A 20,824-nucleotide genomic window follows, 5' to 3' on the forward strand; every position below is an offset into this window, starting at 1 on the left:
TATTATCCTTTCAGGTTTTGTGAATATTTTTGACTCATCTAGAGGCATATAAATGATCACAGCTACAAGAGATAAGCAATTGAGCACCAAGAAAAAGAAGTTTATACCCCCCACTAAACCCATAATCATTGCTTTTCTCAGCCAGAAAGGTGGAGTTGGCAAAACCACCACAGCCACACATGCTCGTGATTGGTTTGAGCAATTTGGCTCTGTAGGATTTATAGATGCAGATGCCCAAAGAAGCAGCTCCAAATGGCTCTCAGCAATCAGTCCAGAAATAGAATATACAGTCATGGGAGACGCAAGAACGCTTCTAAGAGAGCTGCCAAATGTAAAAGAAAAATTTGATTATGTCATCGTAGATGCTCCTGGAAGTATGGAAGATGTCTCCAGAGCAATTTTGAGCCGTTGCGATATTGTTGTCATTCCCTGTCAAACCTCACAACTAGATTTGGATAGCAACGATGAAACTATTGAAATGGTCGAAGTTGCACAAGATATTAGAGGGGGCTTACCTAAAGCCGTTCTATTCTTTAACCGTGCTGAGGAAGGCACCATCTTATTACGGGAAGCTCTTGAAGCGGCAGACAAAGATGAGAAAACCAGGAAGCATGTGTTCCCGCTTGATACAGTCATCCATCAAAGAACATGCATAATGGATACTCCAGGCCAGAGAACTACAGCGATTAGAGAAGTACAACGCCTAGAAGAAAATCGTAGAAAGAGAAAGTTAAAAAAGAAAAACAAAAACTTCACTCCTATAGAAATGGCTCGAAATGAGTATTGTGAACTTTTTGAAGAAATCGTGAGGATCATTAATGGCTAGCCGTCGTTCGCTTACTCTCAGGAAGGGAAAAGATACTGAAGCAGCATTAGAGAGCTTTGTACTTAACGATGATCTTCTTAATTCTAAAGGCCAGCCCGCTTGGAGTACATCTCCAATTGTGGAAATAAGTCTTGACAAGATTATTCTCCCTGAATTTCAGCTTAGGCTTTATTACGATCGAGAGAAAATCGAACAAATCAAGGCTACGATTCAATCTGTTGGTATCAGAGAGCCGCTTTTACTAAGACCGATACCAGGCAAAGGTAAGTATTTTGAGCTGATTGCAGGTTCGCAACGTAGACTTGCCGCTGAAGAGTTAGGCCATAAAATAGTGCCAGCAAAAGTAGATGAGGTTGATGATCTCATTGCATTAAAAATAGCCATTATCGAGAATGAAGCACGGTCAGATATTAATCCATTTGAACGAACTCGTGGAATCATTCAACTTCTATCCACTGGCCTTCAAATGAGTAAAGACGAAGTTTCTCAGATCTTGACTTCACTCTTTAACGCAGCAAACCGTCGTAGCGATAATAACGTTATTATCAACGATGAGCAAAGGAGATTTATTCTCTCTGTCTTTGAAGAGATGGGGCTAAACTGGAAGTCTTTCGTTGCTAACAAACTGCAACTCATCAATCTACCTAATGATGTAGTTGCATTTCTTGAATCAGGAAAAGTCTCATATACGAAAGCTATCCGCATAGCTAGAGTTAAAGACGAAGACATTCGGGAAGAATTGTTACAACGTGTTGTTGCAGAAGAGCTTACAGTTAAACAACTTCAGAGTCTCATTACTACGGTCTCAAGTAAGACAACTAGTAGTGAAGAAATTATTTTGCGTGATCGAGCTAGATCTGTATTAAAAAGGGCTACAAGCCCAAAATTATTAAAGGACAAAAAGATTCGCAAAAAAGTTGAATCACTAACTAATCAGCTTGAATCACTTATTTCAGAATGTGAGTAAAAGAGCCCAACCTTAGACATTCTTTCAATCGCTTGCCCTCAGCCGCCATTCCTGTTTAAATCGTCTCAACACATCAAAACTTGACGACTTAACTGAATCCTGATGTCGCAGCAAGACGACCTTGCCGAATTGTTCGCGGCTGAGTTCCTGGCGGGCAAAGCCTATGCTTCTATCGTAGAGGCCCGAAACCAGGCATCTCAGTTGCTGAATCAACCCGTGCATCCTGACAGCCCCCTAGCAAAGCTGGCGGGCGAGATTTAAATCGGTGATCACAGATCTGAAACTAGGCTTTGCAAAGTAATAGCCCTGAAATAATTGGATGCCGAATCGTCTAAGAGCATCTAACTCAAAACCTGTTTCAACTCCCTCCGCTATGGGTTCAATCGCTAAATCTCGACAGACTCGCACAATCCCTCGAACAATTGCCTGACGACCTTTATCTTTATCGATATTCCGAATCAAAGCCATATCTAGCTTGATAAAGTCTGGATGGAAATCAGCCAGAAAGTTCAACCCTGAATAACCTGCACCAAAGTCATCCAACGCAGTTCTAAACCCTAGCTCTTGGTAGTGCTCAATGATGGCGTGAACATGAGCGTAATCCTTAACCTTTTCAACTTCCGTCAGCTCAAATAGAATTCGGTTAATGGGGAAATTACATTGTTGAGCTGTTTCAAGTGTTGTCCGAATACAACGTTCCGGTTGATACACGGCATTAGGCAAGAAGTTGATACTCAATATCGATTGAATGTCTAATTCTGCAGCAAGTTGGATAGCCCGAACCCGGCAGGCTTGATCAAAACGATATCGGTTCTCATCCGTTACTTGCCCCAGAATACTAGCTGCTGATTCATTATTCGTACCTCGAACCAACGCTTCTTGAGCAAAAATGCTGCCATCTGCAAGATTAACGATGGGCTGGAAGGCCATTGTGAACTCAAAGTTTAGCCCAGGCGAACTGAGACAACCATCACACCCCATTACTATCGAGTTCTGCTCAACCACAAGTGGATTTCTCTGATATGAGGTTAGACATAGGCCAGATCAAGATAAACAATATTTACAGAGTGTGCTGTTAGTTAGCAACCCAGGCAAGCTAAGGCTTTCCGCTTCCTTAGTATGCCCATTGATGGAAAACAAGTTGAATTGAGCACAAAGGTTTCACAAACCTGTTCTACTTGAGTCCAATTTGAAAATAAGGTCTACCTAATTTACAGATTGAACTAGCTTGTCTGTACTGCATGGTAATTGATTTCTTGTATCCAGACATCACTAAATCCCTCGAATCCCTCTCCAGGTACAAGGATATTGGGAGCCTCTTTTTGTCTGGTAATGAATTCTTCACGCCATAATTCCCAAGCCCGAATTGACGGTAGCTCTAAATCTGCACAGTATTCATACCAGCTATCCTTCTCAAGAAGTGATGGACCATTGAGAACTCGTTTAAATTCGACTTCAATTAAGCCTAAATTAACCAGCTTCTGGATAAACGGAGGATTTTTAAATGGTGGCTTCCTATGATTAATGATCGGGGTTTCATAGTAAAGCCGCACTGTGTTCTCAGGGTGCTTTTTGGCTGTCCTCAGAAGTGCTAATTGAGTCTGAGTTAAGGAAGGGATACTGATCATTAGCTAGCCTCATGCAGAATCATCTACCAGTTCCTCTAGGTACTCTTTCTACCCATAAGGATGCTGCTTTCTAGGTTGATTTAGCTCAATCGCCAACTAACCTCAAGGTACAGCTATTTTATCAAACTAGAAAGTAGCCCCCAGATCACCTCAGAAGTCAGGTGCATCGCCAGAATTTGTTGGCTTCGTCCCTGATGTTACTAAAGTGCGATAACTCAACCTCTATTAAGGCAATCCGACGCTTTGCCCCAAGACTAACAGTAAGCCCTACAGTCAGACACCTGGGGTCAGCAGCAAGCATACTCTACTCAGCTCCAAAATTTCAGGGCTTGCACCTAATAGATCGCGTATGAATCCATTGCTGGAAGCGGATTTTTGACGTAAAAAAATAGAAAATATTAGATTAAAGAAGGGCATCCTAAATCTATTGGGTAGAGCCATTGTTTACGAGCTTACCTCTATTTGTTATAGGAGAAACAACAAGTGAAAACCGTTTTAGTAGTAGATGATAGTCCGGCTGAACTAAAGCTAATGTGTCTATATTTGAAAGAAGCGGGTTATCTTGTGGTTAGCACAGATGATGCCAAAGATGCGTTGAACAAAGCTGAAACTCAAAAGCCTGATCTTGTCATTACCGATGTGGTCATGCCGGAAATGAGTGGGTTTGAGTTGTGCCGAAGTCTAAAGAAGAACGAAGCGACTCAGCAATTACCTGTGATTATCTGCACGACTAAGAATCAGGATTTAGATAAGCTCTGGGGTAGAAAGCAAGGGGCAGATGAATACATTACCAAGCCCTACACTCGTGAAGATTTTTTAAAAGCTGTTAAATCTGCTATCTAAGCAATGAGCTGAAAAACAGCTTTCTTTCAATTGGTGAGATTAGGATACCTGACACGATACCCCAACCCCCAGTTCTCTCTAGAGGCTGGGAGTTGGGGTTGCATGGCTAAGACTTTGCGGCCTCTTCCCTCATCATGCTAGACAGCGATGACTCAACTTTCTTCTTAGCAGTCCGACGCTTGCCCCCACCACTAGACTCAACAGGAGTCGGGTCTTGAGGAACACCCAGCTCATCATCAAGTGGATCAGGGTCGAAGACCATAACAGGGGATTCCTCGACTTCGCTGATAGGCTCCTCCACTTCAGCTACAGATGCAATCTCCTCCAGGTCTTCCGAAAAGTCAGGAGCCTGATCCTCAGCCTCGACCTCAGAAGTATCCTCAACCGGGCTGTCGGCCAGGAATGCCTGGGTCTGGACCTTGAACCAATCGATAGCTTTATCATGCAGTTCCCAGTGGGCATCAATCCGGTCTGTGAGCTGGGTCTTGATAAGCGTTTGGATGAACAACGTCTCTTGCCGACAACCTTTGCGGAAGACAGCCACAGCATTTCCTTTGACCTCATCAAAGATAGGTCCATGCTTCTGGCCCACTTTGGACAGTCCCCAAGAGCAGAGGATTGTAAAGTTTTTCCAGCCCTGGACTTCCTTGCGAATGACGAACAAGAAGGCTTTGCTTGCAGCCAAGCCAACTTTCTTAGCGGCAGAGTCAATCACTTCGGTGGAGGCAGATTGTTCGATTTTGACAGAAGTTATCAATTTCATAGCGGTGTCCTTTGGATAACGAATAGTGGATAAGGCACGGCTGGCATGTGCAACCGAGTCGGCTCAGTGGATATTGGGAAAACGAAAAGGGAGGTCTTAGCCTCTTGGGGAATATACCGCCGCCAAAAATCAGGCTCGATTTGGAGCCGTGGGCGGGATGGATTTGGAGAAAAAACTTTGGGTGGGAATGCCCCACTGCCTAGTCACTAGGGTAGCGTGGATGGCTTGGTGCTACAAGGATTGGGGGATTAGGGTTTCTGATCGGTGGAGGGAGGGAGACTAAGCAGGGCTAATGATTAGTGTGCAGGTGATGACAATTACTGAAGATCCACAACAGCAGATTCGTGGAGGATGAAATGCTGAGTCGGATCGAGAGACAACCATCCTGTCTTTCGCAATGATTTGAGAGTCTTAGTCACCGTCACCCGAGTTGTCCCTACTAGATCAGCAAGTTGTTGATGAGATAGTCGAACGCCAAGCCGTATCCCTTCCGGTGTCTGTTCACCTATTTCTTTGGTCAGCAACAACAGCAACGCCTGCAAACGACAGCTCACAGAATTATGGTGCATCACGACTAATAAAGCTTCCGTTGTCTGGAGACGCCGAGTTATCTGCTGGAGAATCTCTTGAGCCAACGATGGAGAATTCTCAACCTCGATTTGATTCAGGCGGAGCAACGCTACATCCGTTAGCGCGATGGCCTCATACGGATCGACTTGGGTTAACGGCAGGCCAAAGGGCATATCAGGATACACCAAGCTAAGACTTGCTTCACCTCCGTCACTGAAAAAAGTACTCAAAACAACCAAGCCTTGGCGGAGAATCCACATCTCCTGAGAGCTTAAAGGAATCTTCAAGCCTTTCCTAAAATGGTAGGTCTGACGGCCCTGACAGAGTTCTTCAAGCAACTGACACAATGAGAACAAGGATCATGATTATCAAATCCATGTCCACAAATCTTCTCAAACACCCTGAGAACATAAATTCTATTCTGTTGTATCCTAGAACACTTTCATTTGATACCCTCAAAGGTTATTCATCTTGATTTACTTGGTGAACAATGTCTTGGATTTGAGCATTGAGGGAGCAGAACCGCCGAATCAATTCTCAAAAGACGCCTGATAGAAGCAAGTGAAGAGCCTCGCTAATCCGCTGTCCAACCTGGACAAGCATTGACCTCACCCGTCTGGAATACACTGAAAAGTTTCTCTGCAAACGCTACGGGAATAAACCAGTGGGCACAACCAATGTACAAATATGCATGTGCGGGTTAACCCAGATAAAAAATTTCAAGGTTGATGTCACTATTTTGCTGCCAGATATCTTCCTGGTAGAGACTAGTGCCTCCTGGACAGATATAGGTGCAGATCAAACATTCATCGAAACTACCATCTTCCATATAGTCGATGTAGTTCTCTTGGTAAAAGTCAGAGGTTTTGAACTTGCGAATGACGATATACAGCTCCCCTGGCCCCTGAATCTCAAGCTCCCGCCTACCAGGATGATCCGTGATGCCGACTCGCCACCCCTGAATGTATTCCCTCTTCATCCGCAATCACCTCCATCATCCAAACTCTGGAAATTCCCTCACTCGCAAATCATCAGGCCATTCCTCAATATCTCCACCCTTCGCTGAACGGAGCTTGGGAATGCCCACGGGCTTACTACCGAGCTGCTTGATGAACACGGGGATATCTGCGGTCTTGCATTGGTCCCGGATTGAGCGAATCCAGTCCACATCACAGGGCCGTGCGCCAGGGCCAGATTCACCCCCGGTAATACACCAATTTGCGGGAAGGGCACCAAGATTCACGGGTTCGAGCAGCGGTTCACAACTCAGGAATCTTACTGGTGCTGGTGTTTGCACTAGCAGAGGAATTCGCTCATCTGCGGCTTGCTGATTCTCAACTGATACCAATAAGCATCAAAAAGTGTAATTTTGATTTGCTATTAAACTCTGCCAGAAAAGGGTTTCACGAATTTCATGATTACGCTTTTAGGCTCAAATTGGTATGATACGCCTAACCAGAGATTAGGGAGCGGCCAATCCCACTGACATGATTCAAGGCCAGCTAATATCTCGTAGTTAACATTGGCTGATCGGCCCTTAATGACAGCAGCAATCCGAATTCTGTTTTTGGCAGTCATGAGATAATCCCGCATTCGCCTTGGTCGTTTGGTCAGCATCTGCACTGTGACTTGAGGATTGAGCGCGATTGCAGCAAAAATCTGATCCAGCCACTCGTCTTTCACTGCTGAATGGAATGGATCAGACATCGATGGCATGAATACCCTGATCGGTTTCCGAAACTTGAATAGCTTCTCCAACTGCTCAGGGACAAAATTCACCTGGCCTGTCCAGTTCCCCTGCTCATCTACAACGCCGTGATACTGGGAGAACTGTTGCAGTCGTCCTGACTTAGAAGCTCTGGCCGCATAGCAATGTTCACAGCCGCTTTCCTTGGCTCCCTTAGCTCGAACTTTTGTGCAGCCCACCAAACAATTGATGGTGTGATCGGTCCATTCGATAGTGGTCATGTCTTTTGCTCCATCAAAATTTTCAACGTTTCAGATCGGACATCTCGGAGTCCCTGACACCCGCGATAGGGAATAGGATCAGGCAGTGCAACGATGTTTCCTAGCTGCCCAGCAAAGCGCCCAGATTGCCAGCACCCCACGGCCATCTCCAGGTCAGTCTGTCTGCTGATGAGCCTTGAATCCATCTGGGGACAGTCCACCAGATCCGCAATCGCCACAATGCAACCGAGTGGGTAATCACGTGGCTTGCGCGGCACCTTGCCACCCGTCAGATCATTAACTTGACTGACTATGGCTTGCCCATCTAAGCCGATGGTTCGCTTGGCCGCATGAATAGCCAGCTTGCCCCGGTAGTGAGTGCCCCATGATCGGGTTTCATAGCGCTTGAGATTCAGGGCAATAAAGGTTGCCCACGGTTGCCAGAGGGTAAGGATTTTCATAGATCGACCCCCATCGCAATTCCTGTAGCTACATGCATCTGCTCTGCAATGCCCCAACAGTCATCGCAAAGTTCAAAGTAATCGTCGTCAGCACCCTTGCAATACGGTTGAAGATAGCCGCAGATTTCACACTCGTAATACTGGCCTGGTTCGCAGCCCAGACAAAAGGAATTACTGCGATCGCTTAGGCATCCCAAGGGTTGCAGTTGCAGGACACCTCGACCTCGCTGAAGCAGATTCCAAAGTTGTTTATTCACCGCTAAGCCCCCCACTAATTGCATTCCCGACAGAACCCTTTACTATCGAGCTGTGAGGGTCTGTACCACTCGCCACAGGTACGGCATTGTTGTTTGGCTTTGGGGCTAAGACCTTGCTGAATTGCCTGGATAATCCGATGCAAAAAGCTATGTTCTGATTTCATTGCTGCTTCTCCTTAAGTCGGGCCTGCGTTCTCCCCAAATGCCCCAGCAGGTAGGGTCCAGGTATTCGGGTCAACGAGGATTGGGGCTGTGTATTCATTGCTCAGGGATAACCGGAGCTGGCTTGACTCTCTTGTTCTCGTAGTTGCTTTTCCCGTTCGATTGCAGGATTCAGGAGTAAATCCTGAAGGTTCAATGTGCAACTCTCTTCATTCGGCAGTGGGCAAATGCCGAAATAATGGGGCAACCGCACCAACTCTAATTGGATGAAATCAAATTGCAAGCTGGGTATGGAAAATTTTTTCTGCGCCCGTGCCTGCATCCGTCGAATGCGTTCTCGATACTTCCGCTCCAGAGGCCAAGGTCGATATGGACGACTGGGTTTGCTAGAGATCGGACCAGAGTGATTGACTTGGGGGATAACAATACCGTTTTTCTTGTGATACGCCTTCACCGCAGATCCCATCTCCGGGGTGGGTACATCCTGCAATCGCTGCCAGCATTGTTGAAACATCCGGTTTGCTATTGCAAGTATCTCCGCTGCTTCCTGACGGAGTTCCACCAGCATCTTTTCAAAGGATTGGCGCTGCCCGGTTGTCTTGACTGGGCCAGATTGCGGGAGCTTCAGGGGGAGGGCAGTTTGGACAGCACTCATAGTCACTCTCCTAACAACACAACCTAAGTCGGACAGCAGGGCGTAAATCGGTGATTTTAACTGAGGTGAAATCCTCCCTAAACTTCCCTGATTTATCCTTAGAAATCATCAGAACGTGTTGCCGGGAAACGGTTGAGAACACCTTGAGACGGGTACCATTTTGTCTCCTGAGATAGCCGAGGAAGTACACGAGATGATTCTGAGGCGAGTAGACTAAATCGCGCATGAGAGTTTCCTCCAATATTTAGTTGGCTAATTGGGGTTGTGGCTCCCCTTAAATTTCGAGATAGGTGACGGCAAACGCGCCTTCAATATCTGCATTGCACTTTCTAAAGCAGTAGCAATCACTATCGATTTCTAGGGGATATTCCATCCAAAATCCTTGATGAACTTGTTGAGCTTCAGCAGGACAATCTGGATCATGTTCAGCGTTGACAGCTTGGATAAAAGCAACTGGATCGTGATGACCGATGGCATAGTAGCCAAACAGGTCACCGCTCCAATCACAACCCACTTCCCGCAGTTCTTGAATCTCAATCGAGGCTGTCAACGGTTTAAGGCACTGCATGATTTACCTCCTGTTTGAGTTATGCGATTTTTATAGAGCTTTGATAGATGCTTAAAAGTGAGTCTTAGGCTGACATCGGCGTAGCTACCCACACCTCAAGCCCTCGCTAAAGTCCTGATAATTTTTTTCGTGCTAGTCTCACGATCTATCTGCCATAATTTCTGCAGATATTCAGGAGTCGGGCGTATCCCTCGTTTGTGACCACAGCTCTCGCATATCCAGCGAAAATGGGTCTTGCCAGAGGGCTTATGGACGAGAGCTTGAGATGCAATGGCGAACCGCAATTCCTGACAACCGCAACAACGATTCACGCACGGCATATGAAGAAGCCGCACAGATTTTTCCTTAAGCATGGTAAATTCTCCTAGAAGGTTTAAAGGGGCGATTCTTCTAGTTAGGAATCGCCTTTTTTATTGATTCGATTGAGTCAAGACAGCCCTAACTACAGGGTTTCTGGTGCTTCCACTCCAGAAAAGACTTGATAACATCGCCGTGGCAGGGTAAGGGCGCGCACCAGCAGAGCAACTTCACTTCTGACATGGCCTCTAACTTGGCTAGCTCTGCCATCACCTGAGTGCGACTGGGACGTTTCCACATCCCAGAAATCGTGACGTTGTAATTTTCAGCTAGACCTGGAACCACATCAACGGGATTGGCTTCTAAGTTGGCGACTTCATGCAGATATTCGCGGAATGCGGCGACCACTGCTGTACGCTCGGATTCTTGGAACATATGGAAGGGATTACCAAGGACGCTGGCACGGTCGCAGCGGTGACCCTCGACATTGCGATTATGGCGAAGATTAATGACAATGATGGTCATAATGATGCTCCCATGATTAAGTGGGAATCAAAACTATTGTAATTGTTCTAATTTTTTTATAAAGCAGTGTGTTGAACATGCAGAAATGTATAGATAGCAAGGTCTATTTCAATAAGCGTGGTAGATTCTTCTGTGAGAAACAGAAGCACAAAATGCTTTAACCAGGGCAATTTTCTTAACGGTGAATTGCCCTTTCACTAAATTCACTAACTCAGCAGCAAAAGATTTTATAAACATCGAACAGATTATTTTGCTGCCGTGATAAATTCTGATGCGATTGTGAACAGCAATCTCTTTAGGGGCGACACTCTACATCCACGTCGCCCTTTTCCATAATCTAAAACAATCAAAACACCTCATTTCCTGTTTGATGCAATTGACTCTGAGCAACCTTAAGTGAAAAGGCTCCAAGCTCTTTCACCAGCTTTGTCATCCTTCATCTCGATTGGGGCATCCTCACTAATAGAGTTGTGGGAATGGGGAAAATTTCACCAACTTGTTTCTGGAACATAGATCTCGACAGCTTCTCCTTACCGAAGCTGTCTTTTTTTTGTCTCAAGCCTCCCTCGCACTAGGCAATCCAAGATTTCGCCAACTGGCAATCACTAACATCATCCGGTAGCTCTGCCCAGAACAAATCGAAAGCTTGCTGGGTCTGCCAGTAATAAGGGAAATGCCCCTCGCGCACCGACCAGTTGCACAACAGAAGATTGCGGAGAAAAAGGGCTTGGTAGGGATGAAGACGACCGGGGTAAATCGGTAAGCCCTCATCTTGGCAGAAGCCCTTGATATCGTCCCGGCAATATTCCGTCAGGGTTTGCCAGTCGATACTCAGATTCATATACCAAACTTTTTCTGAGCGGCGATAAACAAGGTACTGGCCGCACACTTGAGTGTCTCTTCAGCCACTCCAGACTCCCCTAGCGCCCTGGACGCCTGCTTGAAGCAGAACGCATAGAGATCCGCTCGACTCATGATGTAACTTGCGATCGCACTCTTGGCATCCGCATCCAACTCCCCAGTATCCAGGGGTGGTGCCTCGACCACCGGGGTCTGACCAGGAGCCGGGGCTTGCTCCACCAGGCTGTACTTCCCTTTGCTATCCTTAGCGACCTGGACAGGTTGGCCTTTGCGGAGAGCTTTGAGCACTGCATCATCGGGATTACCCCAAATCTTTATATCTTCTCCATCAGGGAGTGTGATTTTTGCATTGAGTCTTGGACCATGCTGGGTATCCCATTCTTTAGCGGGAAATTTGACCTTAGCAGTTAGTATTTGTGTCATTGTTCTGCTCCTTTGGTCAGCGAAGATAGCACAGGGGGGCAGAGTAATTTCTTGGGGCTGGGATGGAAGGCTAAGCGATACTGCCAACAGCTCTGCAACCCCCCGAACCAGGGCAACCTTGCCAGCCTGAGAAAGATTCGGGAGGAGACTTGAGATCTGCTCAAGGATGGGATGATCAGCAGGGTCAGTGCTGTAGCTGGTGACGTTGGTCTGTGGGGCACTCGCTTTTAGGGTTAGGGGTGGGATAGATACGGTCATATGATTTTCTCCAGATACGCGAAACCCCCAGCAGATAAGCCAGGGGAATTAATAGGTGTGAAGTCTTTTAATAGGTGTGAAATGGGAAAAAGATTTGAGTTAGCTTGTAGGTGGATGCGATTGCAAATGGACCGCAAGTGATCGCATCCGCTAGGACTAATAGACAAATTACCGTGAGGTTACGCAAGACGATCTTCTATTACTCTAGTTAGAGTAAATGTGCGGATAAGCGGGGAAACAACACAGTGGAAGACGTCACAGGCTTTTTAAATCAGCCCAAAATTCATCAGACTGAGCAAGACGGTCCAACACCCAAGCTAGATGATTGGATTGAATTAGTAATTGGTAACAGAGTGGTCATCTCTGGTGTCATCAATAACCATCCTAATTATGAAAATGGTCAGAGAATTGTGACCTCTTCACTTCAAGGCTACAAGACAAGTGCTGATGGCAAAGTCTATGCAAAAACTAAACGTTCTCACTATGAACTGGGGCAGCGATTGAGTGAATATGATGCTCAGCAGCTCTCAGCAGCTCGAAACTCTTTTGAAAAAGTCTTAGCGCCAGGTAAAAAGACGATCTACTGACAATGGATGATAGGAGATGGTTGAGTTAAAATCTCTATTTCATTGATGTTCTACCAATCAAACCTTGCACCAATACACCAATCTCAGACCCATCGCAGCAACATACTCCCTGATGACCGACCCAAGGCTTTCCTGGGTTTGGGCCTGCTGAAAGTCAATGAGCTGGAAAGTTCGGCCATTCCAGACTTCGATTTTTGCGACGTGGATTTTCATGGGATTGCCTCCAGTGATTCAGAAGGAAGCCCCCCGGCAGTGAACCAGGGGACTGATTGGTGTGGGGAGAATAAGAAAGATAAGAGAAGAAAGAGAAAGGTTTGGGGGAGGGAGGTGCTGTTAATTGGGTTGCAAGGCTTGGAGATATCCCGCCAATATTTCAGAAGAAAAACCCCGGACAGTAGATGCCGGGGTGCTTTGGAGATAATGAAATGAAGGAATGGGAATTACCTTAACACTGCGGGAACGATGATGGCAATTACAGCCGTTGCAATCAAACCAAAGGCCAGGTTGATGAGCAGTTTCGAGGCTTCCCAGTAGGTATCAGTTCGTTCATTGGCTGCTCGAACATCGGTATCCAGCTTTTCTACTTTGGTATCAATCTGCTGAATCTTCTCTAGAACAGTCTCTAGAGTGCTTTCTATCCGGTCGAGCCTATCAGGGGATGCTGCTGTCATATCGTTTTCCTTCGTTAATATCATTGTATCAATCAGAGAAGAGGGGCACCCCAGCCAAGAGCCAGGGCGCAGAAGGGACGGGATACTAGTACTCGCTGGAGTGCATCAGAGTCAGAACCCTGGTGGTAACCTTTGGATTACCAGGGGCATCCGAGCCGTATTCTAAGCTTTTGTCGTAATAATCAATTTTCCAGAGATATTGCTCTCCTTTGAACTCGATCCGCCCGTAATCGTGTTCGCCATAAGGGTCATTATCTTCCGTGAACTCATCGAACACACGGACCAGTCGAAAGAGTTCCTGTTGTTCCTCTGACGAAAGACCTTTAACAAGCTGAGTGGTGTAGATCTCGCCTAGGGTGTGGTCGCCTTGACGAAAGCGGTCATTTAGCTGGGCAATGGTGGGGGGCTTGGGTTGCTTCGATAGCGGTCATAAGATTGTCCTCTGAAATTCCTGAAACGGTCGAAGGGGCAGAGGTGCCCCGGACGGTCTAGAATTCGTCTTCAGCGAGTAACTGCTGAGTCGTGAAGATAGGCTGGACACTGATCAGCCGCCCTGAAGGATAGTTTTCTGCTACCCAGCGTTCGCATTGTTGGCGACTAGTCACATGAGCCTGACTGGGAAGCTCAATGCTTAGGTCAAGTTCTTCACCGTCTTCTTCCACACCAGGGTAGAAGTCAATGGTGATGTCGAACTTGACCGTCTTTGGGTAAAGAGCAGCGTATCGTTGCTCTGGAGTCAGAAGTGCTACAGTCATGTCGTGAACCTCGTAGAGGGTTTACATGGAGAGCCGCTGGGTTTCTTCGCGGGAATGACAGCGGCTCTTGCAATTGAAAGTTTTGAAATTTGTCTCTAGTTTTTAGCCTTAGTCGGCATCGCCTTACGGTCGCGGCACCAGCTCCAGGTGGTTGCTAGCTGTTGGGGGGAAGGTCGCTGTCGCCCGGTCTTCTGTTTATATCTCTATTATATCGCTTATGATATAGAGAATCAACCCTTTTGAGCTACTTTTTAGATAAGTATTTCTAATTAATGTGCTATCAATGAGATAGAGCTAAGGTGCAATATGCCCAGAGGAACCCATAAAAACTCTCTCGATAATTTAATTCATGAGGGTCGTCCGCTTAAGTACGATGAGCCTAAAAAGACTCGCCGATTAAGCGTCACTGAATCAGGTTGGGATAATGCTAGACAACTCATCAAATCGATGGGGATGTCCGTCTCTGAATTCATAGAAGAATTGGGCCGTGGTCAGGTCACAGTCATGCGAACCCAAGAACTTGAAGCGATTGAAGACACCATCGATTCTGCGTTGCTCAGACAAGCGATCGCAGAGGCTAACAATGAGTTTGTTTCTGCGGATCAGGTTCTCGTTGACCAGGGAGTAACCAGGGCGGAACTGGATGGCTGAACGCTACGCACTTCGGATTGCCAAACCCGTAGTGAAAACCTTGAAGAAACTTCCCCTCAAGGTTTTCAAGCAGATTATGATCAAAGCCCTTTCTCTCCAATCTGAACCCAAACCCCAGGACTGCAAAGCACTCAAGGGTTACCCTGGAGGCTATCGAGTAGATCAGGGAGAGTATCGGATCCTCTACACAATTGAGGATGAAACTGTTTCAATCTTTCGCATTGGCAAGCGGAATGATTCAGAAGTGTATCGCAATCTTTAAGATAGAAACCCAGCCCCGACCACAAGAGCCAGGGCTGAAGGCAAAGACTACCGAGCTACCGCTATCTCTCGCCAGGTGGATTGGGGCAAGCTCAAGACTTGAGAACCCATCGTCTCTAACTCCGTTGCTCTGTCGTAGCTCTCAACATCTTGGGATGTTCTGGTGACAGCGTTCATCATCCCGTAAGCCGTCAGGTCACCACCCTGGATCAGATGGGTTAGTATCCCCGACTTCTCCTCCTGATTGACGTTGAGCTTATCGCCTAGCACCTCCACAGCAGTGACGGGGTTACCCTCAATCTTGCGTTCGGTGGCATCGCGCATCCGATCAACAATCTGGGTGAACTTGGCGACATCAGCAGCACCGCGCACCATGTCTCGGATTTTGAGCAACAGCGCTCTGTCATCTGCTTGCATCGTCTCATCGCTGAATAGTTCCATCGCGGCATCACTTTCACCGACTTGGCGACCCACATGATATTTCTTAAAGCTGTGGTCTTGAGAAATCATGCCGTTGAGGCAAATTAACCGAAATACAAGAGGTTCAACCCGTATTGAACCGAGGCCAATCTCAGAGTTACTGATGACTACCCCAGCTTGAACGGCGTCACCTTTTTTCACGTCAAGCTGAACTCGTTCATTGATTGCCTTGATATACAGCCGTGAGTCAGTCAGGCCAACACTGACAATTTTTAAGCCTTCACCAAATTCATTCAGGACGGGCAAGACCGTTTCAGCAATCTCAAAGTTGTCCACTCTGCGATATCGGTCTGAGAGGAAGGCCCGAGCAGAACCGTCAAGGGTGCGGATCATACGCCGCTCTGGATTGGTGTTGAACCAGTGGTTGACGTTTTCAGCTAGGAGCTGGGGAGCTGACGATTGCATCCGTCGATAGTATTTGAGGGGAATGCTGAGGCGTTGGGAAATCTGGCCGTGGGTGTGTTCAGTAGTTGTGAAAGTTTCCTCGACTTCTTCAGACTCGACTGTGATCGAGCCATCAGGGTTCATCTCAAGGGTGCGTGTATCAGCAACAAAATCGCGCTTGGCCTCAGCCTGGTCTTGAACAGCTTGGGCCATTTCAACGAGCGTAAGTCCTTGTTTCATTGTTATGATCTCCTTGGTTTACATCAAGCCAGCGGAAGAGAACCGGGTACAAATCGAATCTCTTCCGCTTTGACTTGGGAATAGTTTTTGAACTTTTAATTTATCCACCGAGGGCATCAGACCGTAATCCAGCGTTACCCCGGTTTCGTGACTGCGGTATTCAGCAGGGTAACCTAGCACTTCGTAGAACTCACTTATTTAGTTGGTTTGCAACGCTGGATTTTTATTTATCGGAGAGGCCGTTTGCTTTCCTCATCCATGTCAATATATTAGTCTAATCAAATGGACAAGTCAATACTTTGCTCTATTTTGTTGTGCTAATGTATAGCTACATTGCATTGCTTAAAACTAAATCAGTACATTAATCCAATACTTTGTGTTTCCTGAAATTGTGTAATCCTTTAGTCTATTGAGGTAGACCTATGATTTGTTTAGACCTTATGGACATGAGAGGGCTTCGGGAAAGAGCGGCTATAAGCCCTGAAGAAGCAGCCTTTAAGCTGAAAGTTGCTCATTCAACAATCAGAAATTGGGAGAGTGGAAAAACAGAACCATCTCTCGGCGTTACAAAAATCTCTGATCTAATGAAGCTATACGACTGTTCTTTTGAAGAGCTACTCCAAGCCGTTATTGAGACAAAAAATAAATCTAACTGATAGCGATTCTAGAAGGGTTGGCGATGGTGTTACCCATGAAGATGCTGGAGAAAGCGATGTCAGTTCTCTTCATGTCTTGGGCCAATTAGGCCAATCAGGTTTCCGTCAGGATCCATCACTTGGCACATATACTTCCCATCTTGTCGATCTAATGGACCTCGATAGAGTTCTGCTCCTAATTTGAGTGCTCGTTCAAGTACCACATCGAAATCTGCAACTTGCCAATAGGCAACATGTCCCGCTGCTCCTGATGGTACTTTGCTATCTGATTGATGAAACCATACTTCTTGATCGCCAACTCTTATAAAGAAGTGCTCTAAATTCTCTAGCCAGGTAATTTCGATGTCAAACAAGCATGAATACCATTCTGCTGCTGCATGACGATCAGAGACAAAATACATAACTTCAGCAACACATTCAAACAAGCTACTTACCTATAAATGCTCTTTCAACTGCTTTCATCAACTCCGTCTAATGGAAGACTAGAACACCACAACCCCAGCCCAATCCTCGGCATTCTCTTAGGAGCCTCTAGTGTCTGCTTCTGGCAGTTCACCAGGCCCGCAGTGCCCTGGTGGAGATTCGGGTGAGGGAGATGTGGTGGTATTAATCTGAAAAGGTTCTAAACCCTACCCATTGGGCAATAATTTTCTTAAGATAATCGTTCAGCGAGGCGTAAAATTTACACTGTCCATTGATAAGTACAATCTCAAAGTAGTTCTAGGGTAAAGGCAATGGGATGGGTATTGGTGATTTGTGGTGCTTTCTCCATTTGTGGGGCGGTCTTGAATTGGGACTGGTTTATGAATAATCGAAGGGCACGATTCTTTGTTCATATCTTCGGCAGAAATGGGGCCAGAGTGTTCTATGGACTACTCGGCAGCACTTTAGTGGTAGTAGGATTCCTCCTAGCATTGGGAATCATTGAGTCTAACTAAACGTTAGCGGCGACAATACCGAGGATGAGAACGCAACCGACCCAGATGCTAGCTACGTGATAGTTAACAGAATGATTGATTATTCAGCATTGAAATTGTACTTTGACAAAATCTTCTCGAATTCACCCTGATTTTCTATAAGATGGAAGCGCTCTGCAATCAACCCACAGGATCTCGCACTCTCTACATTTTCAGCAACATCATCAATGAATAATAGATTACTGGCAGACAAATTAAGCTGCTGACAAATCTTGACGAAGTAGAGTTTTGACGGCTTCGCTACGCCCATCTCGCACGAAGCAAATAAGTAGTCAAACATTTGCCCATACCCAAGTTCGTTTGCCATAAATCGATATCGGTAGTCATGCTGATTCGTCGCTAAGCATACTAGTTCTCCAGCAGATCGAAGCTCCCTAATACATCTCAGAATATCGGGATCTGGAAGAATCTTGTGCCAGATCCTCGCAGCCTCATCTGCATGAACCTTAGACCCCCAACGGGTCAGTACTTTAGAAAGCTCTACTTCAAAGTCAGCCTGGCCTGTCATACATTGGCCTTCAGCCTCGAATATTTCAATAAGAAAAGATTTTTTATCGGTATCTGGATCTATCAGTCGTTCGATATATGATACCCAGTCTGGAGGAATTCTTTGGATTACCCAGTCTGCATCTAATAAGAGAGCTTTGACTTCAGGAGGATCTTTCATGCTGCCTCACTAATATTGATGACGTCAGGGTTTCGATTCATATCTTTCAATGTCGCACATTGAACAGTGGGTGTTAAAAAACAATGCAGGGGACTGTGGAGGAACTGCTGTCCAGGTTGCCGTATTAAACCAATCTTGAAGGTGTGATGCAGAATCTGATAGGTTGCCACTAATCCTTTGAGTCTAATGTCACTATGTCACAGCAACCCGAGTCTCCTCAATGGCAACCCATTAGGGTGATGCAAGAATGTATTCCGATGGTCGATGGCATGTTGGAGGAGGTGCAAAGCCAGCACAACAACATGCTAGAAGCCCAGAAGAAACCCCATACGATGGATGATGCCACCATTCAAAGGGTCATTGACGTTTACTCTGAGCAGCATGAATTCCTCTGGGTCTATCGGGAACAGTTCTCTCGTTGGAAACAGGAAAGCCCCACACCCCAACAATTAAAGGATATCAACAGGCTTGAGCAACAGGTAGATAAAATTGATCAGGTACTCACGGGCATCCTGAAGATTGCAGACGACATCAAAGGTAAAACCATCGATAGTATTCTGGGCAAGAGCGACATGGAGCTGGCGATGGACGTGTTGACAGGAAATCTGAAGCTGCCTGAATAGGACTGCTAGCATCAACTTAGATGATAGAACTGGGGAAATACCTAAGATGTCCAGCACTCAAGGTCCGATCAAAGGTATTCCCTTGGCTGACAAACCAGCAGGGATATCTCGATGTGGGATGTCTCATGCAACCTTTGTTCAGCATATTTTTACTAACAAGTGGTATGAGATATCTGCCAATGGGCAGGCCATTGGCTCGGCCATTGATTTAGACTTTTATCGGCATGACCCTTCCCAAAAGCCAACCTCACGGTCTACAGTCAAAATCAAGGAATTATCGAAGGTTTAGAGCTAAATTACTAACAGTTTCGCTTATCTTATTTCGGTAGCTTCTTCTGATATAAAAAATTCGATAACCTACTTTATATTTACGTATATGATCGGTTTTCCGTTAACTACAAAAAAATATGCAATTATCTAGTGGTTAATAGTAATATTTGATACTGCTAGAGAAATTTTTTTAACTCATGCCTAGAAAAAAGAAACAGACTAAACTTCTAACCGGAAAAGATTTAGTAGCTAAAGTGAAGCAACTGAGTGATTTCACTCGTGAGGAAAAAGCTAAGGCTTGCGGATACGTTGCTACTGATAAAGATGGCTCTGAACGAATTAAAACTATCGCATTCCTCAATGCCCTTTTAGACGCAGAAGGTATTGATTTAGATAGTCAATCCCCTAACGGCAAGGGAATGGCAGGACGACAAGCAGCTTATAAGATTAGTGTGCAATCCAATGGCAACTTACTAGTGGGTAAAGCCTACACCAAAGAGATGGATCTCAACCCAGGAGACGAATTTGAAATCTCTGTAGGTCGCAAGCACATTCATTTGACCAAGGTTGCTTAGTCCATTGAAGTGCTGATGCAACAAACGTCCTTGCCTTGTACTGGGGAGTTTTCAGATAGCCATGAAAAGCCCAGTCGAACATTGGGCTGGGAGTTGCAAGAGTAAGCGAGATAACCAGAAAAATGGTTATCTTCTTCTATATTAATCACAGATGAATCTTGGTGCGTCGTTCTCCAATTCAAAAAGAATTAGAAAACGACTAGGGAGCCATACACTCCGTAAACTACGCTCACAGAGTTCGCATGACTTTTCTAGCATTCCCAATTCGGAATAAGATTCTAACGATTCATCATTTCCTCCTAAAGCCCTGAGTTACAATGCTCAACGGCGTTTCAATAGATTTATATGAATAAGGGCGAATTGGTCAATGCGATAGCTGAGAATACTGGTGCCACTAAGAAGGAAGCTGATGCAATCCTTTCGGCCAGTATTGAGACAATTGTGGATGCTGTTAGCTCTAATGAAAAAGTGACTCTCGTCGGCTTTGGCAGCTTTGAAGCCAGGGACCGCAAGGCTAGAGAAGGGCGTAATCCTAAGACAGGAGAAAAAATGAATATCCCAGCAACTAGAATTCCTGCATTTAGTGCTGGCAAAGACTTCAAGGAGAAAGTGAAGGACTGATAGACTAACGAATAGGCTCTATTTTCACTCTATTCCTTACAACCAAGCTGGTGGGTAATCCTTTGACCCATCAGCTTTTTTATGGAGGCTAGAATCTTTTCGCAGTCGCGATAGATTCATTCACTTGCCATTCAAATGCTTTGCCAAGTTGGTCAAGGTCGATCAGCCCATGTTGCCATAGGACCATATGCAACGGACCCCGAGATGGCTCTTGACGACGCAAGGCTAGGTCAATCGCCTCTTCTGAAATCTCTAGCTCAGTTTGCAGGTACTGAATAAACTGTTGTTGGGATGGAGAACTCATCGATCAAAGGAAACAGTTGAGAATTGAGCTATTGGATGTTTCTATGGTCTGAAATGAGTAGCAGAATAGCCTGAGTGAGACTACTGAACTA

General features: G+C 45.8%; 35 protein-coding genes and 1 pseudogene. 13 read left to right on the forward strand and 23 right to left on the reverse strand.

Annotated features, from left to right (window positions below):
- The first annotated feature begins 52 nt into the window (after window positions 1-52).
- From HRE53_RS27800 to HRE53_RS27810, 3 genes are all read left to right on the forward strand, one after another.
- Entirely contained in the window at window positions 53-826 is a 774-nt protein-coding gene (locus HRE53_RS27800) for a ParA family protein (protein WP_212661545.1), read from the forward strand.
- Entirely contained in the window at window positions 819-1,793 is a 975-nt protein-coding gene (locus HRE53_RS27805) for a ParB/RepB/Spo0J family partition protein (protein WP_212661544.1), read from the forward strand. The genes HRE53_RS27800 and HRE53_RS27805 overlap by 8 nt, the downstream gene beginning before the upstream one ends.
- Before the next feature lie 102 nt (window positions 1,794-1,895).
- The gene (locus HRE53_RS27810) at window positions 1,896-2,054 is read left to right on the forward strand and encodes a hypothetical protein (protein WP_235111389.1); all 159 of its coding nucleotides are present in this window, start codon (window positions 1,896-1,898) and stop codon (window positions 2,052-2,054) included.
- Here HRE53_RS27810 and HRE53_RS27815 read toward each other — a convergent pair.
- On the reverse strand, window positions 2,028-2,723 hold the full coding sequence (locus HRE53_RS27815) for an EAL domain-containing protein (protein WP_212661543.1): 696 nt from the start codon (window positions 2,721-2,723) through the stop codon (window positions 2,028-2,030). The two genes, HRE53_RS27810 and HRE53_RS27815, sit on opposite strands and share 27 nt — an antisense overlap.
- Window positions 2,724-3,016: 293 nt before the next feature.
- A complete protein-coding gene (locus HRE53_RS27820) occupies window positions 3,017-3,421 on the reverse strand; it encodes a hypothetical protein (RefSeq protein ID WP_212661542.1) in 405 nt (134 codons plus the stop codon).
- A 483-nt stretch (window positions 3,422-3,904) separates the two neighbouring features.
- Here HRE53_RS27820 and HRE53_RS27825 point away from each other — a divergent pair, with 483 nt between their 5' ends.
- A complete protein-coding gene (locus HRE53_RS27825; RefSeq protein WP_212661541.1) occupies window positions 3,905-4,264 on the forward strand; it encodes a PleD family two-component system response regulator in 360 nt (119 codons plus the stop codon).
- A gap of 106 nt (window positions 4,265-4,370) precedes the next feature.
- Here the strand turns inward: HRE53_RS27825 and HRE53_RS27830 are convergent, their stop codons facing one another.
- From HRE53_RS27830 to HRE53_RS27890, 13 genes are all read right to left on the reverse strand, one after another.
- Window positions 4,371-5,027, reverse strand: coding sequence for a hypothetical protein (locus tag HRE53_RS27830; RefSeq protein WP_212661540.1), 657 nt, complete (start codon window positions 5,025-5,027; stop codon window positions 4,371-4,373).
- A 317-nt stretch (window positions 5,028-5,344) separates the two neighbouring features.
- On the reverse strand, window positions 5,345-5,884 hold the full coding sequence (locus HRE53_RS27835) for a Crp/Fnr family transcriptional regulator (protein ID WP_235111390.1): 540 nt from the start codon (window positions 5,882-5,884) through the stop codon (window positions 5,345-5,347).
- 413 nt (window positions 5,885-6,297) lie between these two features.
- On the reverse strand, window positions 6,298-6,576 hold the full coding sequence (locus HRE53_RS27840) for a hypothetical protein (protein WP_235111391.1): 279 nt from the start codon (window positions 6,574-6,576) through the stop codon (window positions 6,298-6,300).
- Between the two features lie 15 nt (window positions 6,577-6,591).
- On the reverse strand, window positions 6,592-6,945 hold the full coding sequence (locus HRE53_RS27845) for a DUF5131 family protein (RefSeq protein ID WP_396124520.1): 354 nt from the start codon (window positions 6,943-6,945) through the stop codon (window positions 6,592-6,594).
- Between the two features lie 32 nt (window positions 6,946-6,977).
- Window positions 6,978-7,565: a DUF5131 family protein gene (locus tag HRE53_RS27850; RefSeq protein ID WP_235111392.1), complete on the reverse strand. Its 588-nt coding sequence runs from the start codon at window positions 7,563-7,565 to the stop codon at window positions 6,978-6,980.
- Window positions 7,562-8,005, reverse strand: a complete 444-nt coding sequence (locus tag HRE53_RS27855; protein ID WP_235111393.1) for an ASCH domain-containing protein — start codon at window positions 8,003-8,005, stop codon at window positions 7,562-7,564. Before HRE53_RS27855 ends, HRE53_RS27850 begins: the two co-directional genes overlap by 4 nt.
- Entirely contained in the window at window positions 8,002-8,286 is a 285-nt protein-coding gene (locus tag HRE53_RS27860; protein WP_235111395.1) for a hypothetical protein, read from the reverse strand. The genes HRE53_RS27855 and HRE53_RS27860 overlap by 4 nt, the downstream gene beginning before the upstream one ends.
- Entirely contained in the window at window positions 8,277-8,426 is a 150-nt protein-coding gene (locus tag HRE53_RS27865; protein WP_212661537.1) for a hypothetical protein, read from the reverse strand. Before HRE53_RS27865 ends, HRE53_RS27860 begins: the two co-directional genes overlap by 10 nt.
- Window positions 8,427-8,527: 101 nt before the next feature.
- On the reverse strand, window positions 8,528-9,079 hold the full coding sequence (locus HRE53_RS27870; RefSeq protein ID WP_212661536.1) for a hypothetical protein: 552 nt from the start codon (window positions 9,077-9,079) through the stop codon (window positions 8,528-8,530).
- Window positions 9,080-9,353: 274 nt separating this feature from the next.
- On the reverse strand, window positions 9,354-9,647 hold the full coding sequence (locus tag HRE53_RS27875; RefSeq protein WP_212661535.1) for a hypothetical protein: 294 nt from the start codon (window positions 9,645-9,647) through the stop codon (window positions 9,354-9,356).
- 438 nt (window positions 9,648-10,085) lie between these two features.
- The gene (locus tag HRE53_RS27880; RefSeq protein WP_235111396.1) at window positions 10,086-10,469 is read right to left on the reverse strand and encodes a DUF4326 domain-containing protein; all 384 of its coding nucleotides are present in this window, start codon (window positions 10,467-10,469) and stop codon (window positions 10,086-10,088) included.
- A 571-nt stretch (window positions 10,470-11,040) separates the two neighbouring features.
- On the reverse strand, window positions 11,041-11,310 hold the full coding sequence (locus HRE53_RS27885; RefSeq protein WP_235111397.1) for a hypothetical protein: 270 nt from the start codon (window positions 11,308-11,310) through the stop codon (window positions 11,041-11,043).
- Window positions 11,307-12,011 (reverse strand): hypothetical protein, encoded by a 705-nt coding sequence (locus tag HRE53_RS27890; RefSeq protein WP_235111398.1) that lies wholly within the window; start codon window positions 12,009-12,011, stop codon window positions 11,307-11,309. Before HRE53_RS27890 ends, HRE53_RS27885 begins: the two co-directional genes overlap by 4 nt.
- 245 nt (window positions 12,012-12,256) lie before the next feature.
- On the opposite strand from HRE53_RS27890, the gene HRE53_RS27895 reads away from it, so the two are divergent.
- Window positions 12,257-12,598: a hypothetical protein gene (locus HRE53_RS27895; protein ID WP_235111399.1), complete on the forward strand. Its 342-nt coding sequence runs from the start codon at window positions 12,257-12,259 to the stop codon at window positions 12,596-12,598.
- Between the two features lie 57 nt (window positions 12,599-12,655).
- On the opposite strand, the gene HRE53_RS27900 is transcribed toward HRE53_RS27895, so the two are convergent.
- From HRE53_RS27900 to HRE53_RS27915, 4 genes and pseudogenes are all read right to left on the reverse strand, one after another.
- Window positions 12,656-12,811 (reverse strand): hypothetical protein, encoded by a 156-nt coding sequence (locus HRE53_RS27900; RefSeq protein WP_235111400.1) that lies wholly within the window; start codon window positions 12,809-12,811, stop codon window positions 12,656-12,658.
- A gap of 227 nt (window positions 12,812-13,038) precedes the next feature.
- The gene (locus HRE53_RS27905; protein ID WP_235111401.1) at window positions 13,039-13,269 is read right to left on the reverse strand and encodes a hypothetical protein; all 231 of its coding nucleotides are present in this window, start codon (window positions 13,267-13,269) and stop codon (window positions 13,039-13,041) included.
- 85 nt (window positions 13,270-13,354) lie between these two features.
- Window positions 13,355-13,700 (reverse strand): annotated as a pseudogene (locus tag HRE53_RS27910) (DUF3768 domain-containing protein).
- Between the two features lie 57 nt (window positions 13,701-13,757).
- Complete coding sequence (locus HRE53_RS27915) at window positions 13,758-14,024, reverse strand: hypothetical protein (RefSeq protein ID WP_235111402.1); 267 nt, start codon at window positions 14,022-14,024, stop codon at window positions 13,758-13,760.
- Window positions 14,025-14,330: 306 nt separating this feature from the next.
- Between HRE53_RS27915 and HRE53_RS27920 the strand changes: the two genes are divergently transcribed.
- Window positions 14,331-14,675 (forward strand): hypothetical protein, encoded by a 345-nt coding sequence (locus HRE53_RS27920; protein ID WP_235111404.1) that lies wholly within the window; start codon window positions 14,331-14,333, stop codon window positions 14,673-14,675.
- On the forward strand, window positions 14,668-14,937 hold the full coding sequence (locus HRE53_RS27925; protein ID WP_235111405.1) for a type II toxin-antitoxin system RelE/ParE family toxin: 270 nt from the start codon (window positions 14,668-14,670) through the stop codon (window positions 14,935-14,937). The genes HRE53_RS27920 and HRE53_RS27925 overlap by 8 nt, the downstream gene beginning before the upstream one ends.
- A 47-nt stretch (window positions 14,938-14,984) precedes the next feature.
- Here the strand turns inward: HRE53_RS27925 and HRE53_RS27930 are convergent, their stop codons facing one another.
- The gene (locus HRE53_RS27930; protein WP_235111406.1) at window positions 14,985-16,040 is read right to left on the reverse strand and encodes a DUF932 domain-containing protein; all 1,056 of its coding nucleotides are present in this window, start codon (window positions 16,038-16,040) and stop codon (window positions 14,985-14,987) included.
- 422 nt (window positions 16,041-16,462) lie between these two features.
- Between HRE53_RS27930 and HRE53_RS27935 the strand changes: the two genes are divergently transcribed.
- On the forward strand, window positions 16,463-16,696 hold the full coding sequence (locus HRE53_RS27935; protein WP_235111407.1) for a helix-turn-helix transcriptional regulator: 234 nt from the start codon (window positions 16,463-16,465) through the stop codon (window positions 16,694-16,696).
- A gap of 59 nt (window positions 16,697-16,755) precedes the next feature.
- On the opposite strand, the gene HRE53_RS27940 is transcribed toward HRE53_RS27935, so the two are convergent.
- On the reverse strand, window positions 16,756-17,097 hold the full coding sequence (locus tag HRE53_RS27940) for a VOC family protein (RefSeq protein ID WP_235111408.1): 342 nt from the start codon (window positions 17,095-17,097) through the stop codon (window positions 16,756-16,758).
- 333 nt (window positions 17,098-17,430) lie between these two features.
- Here HRE53_RS27940 and HRE53_RS27945 point away from each other — a divergent pair, with 333 nt between their 5' ends.
- A complete protein-coding gene (locus HRE53_RS27945) occupies window positions 17,431-17,634 on the forward strand; it encodes an immunity 17 family protein (RefSeq protein ID WP_235111409.1) in 204 nt (67 codons plus the stop codon).
- Between the two features lie 79 nt (window positions 17,635-17,713).
- Here HRE53_RS27945 and HRE53_RS27950 read toward each other — a convergent pair whose 3' ends face one another.
- Complete coding sequence (locus HRE53_RS27950; RefSeq protein ID WP_235111410.1) at window positions 17,714-18,340, reverse strand: HAD family hydrolase; 627 nt, start codon at window positions 18,338-18,340, stop codon at window positions 17,714-17,716.
- 194 nt (window positions 18,341-18,534) lie between these two features.
- On the opposite strand from HRE53_RS27950, the gene HRE53_RS27955 reads away from it, so the two are divergent.
- The 4 genes from HRE53_RS27955 to HRE53_RS27970 all read left to right on the forward strand — a co-directional run bounded on the left by HRE53_RS27955 (window position 18,535) and on the right by HRE53_RS27970 (window position 20,429).
- Entirely contained in the window at window positions 18,535-18,963 is a 429-nt protein-coding gene (locus HRE53_RS27955; RefSeq protein WP_235111411.1) for a hypothetical protein, read from the forward strand.
- A gap of 46 nt (window positions 18,964-19,009) precedes the next feature.
- Window positions 19,010-19,252, forward strand: a complete 243-nt coding sequence (locus HRE53_RS27960) for a hypothetical protein (RefSeq protein WP_235111412.1) — start codon at window positions 19,010-19,012, stop codon at window positions 19,250-19,252.
- A gap of 178 nt (window positions 19,253-19,430) precedes the next feature.
- Window positions 19,431-19,808: an AbrB family transcriptional regulator gene (locus HRE53_RS27965; RefSeq protein WP_235111413.1), complete on the forward strand. Its 378-nt coding sequence runs from the start codon at window positions 19,431-19,433 to the stop codon at window positions 19,806-19,808.
- Between the two features lie 345 nt (window positions 19,809-20,153).
- Window positions 20,154-20,429, forward strand: coding sequence for an HU family DNA-binding protein (locus HRE53_RS27970; protein ID WP_235111414.1), 276 nt, complete (start codon window positions 20,154-20,156; stop codon window positions 20,427-20,429).
- Window positions 20,430-20,517: 88 nt separating this feature from the next.
- Here the strand turns inward: HRE53_RS27970 and HRE53_RS27975 are convergent, their stop codons facing one another.
- Window positions 20,518-20,733, reverse strand: a complete 216-nt coding sequence (locus HRE53_RS27975) for a DUF2949 domain-containing protein (RefSeq protein ID WP_235111416.1) — start codon at window positions 20,731-20,733, stop codon at window positions 20,518-20,520.
- Window positions 20,734-20,824: the final 91 nt, after the last annotated feature.

Source organism: Acaryochloris sp. 'Moss Beach', assembly GCF_021497025.1.
In the GTDB taxonomy this organism is placed as follows: Bacteria; Cyanobacteriota; Cyanobacteriia; order Thermosynechococcales; family Thermosynechococcaceae; genus Acaryochloris; species Acaryochloris marina_A.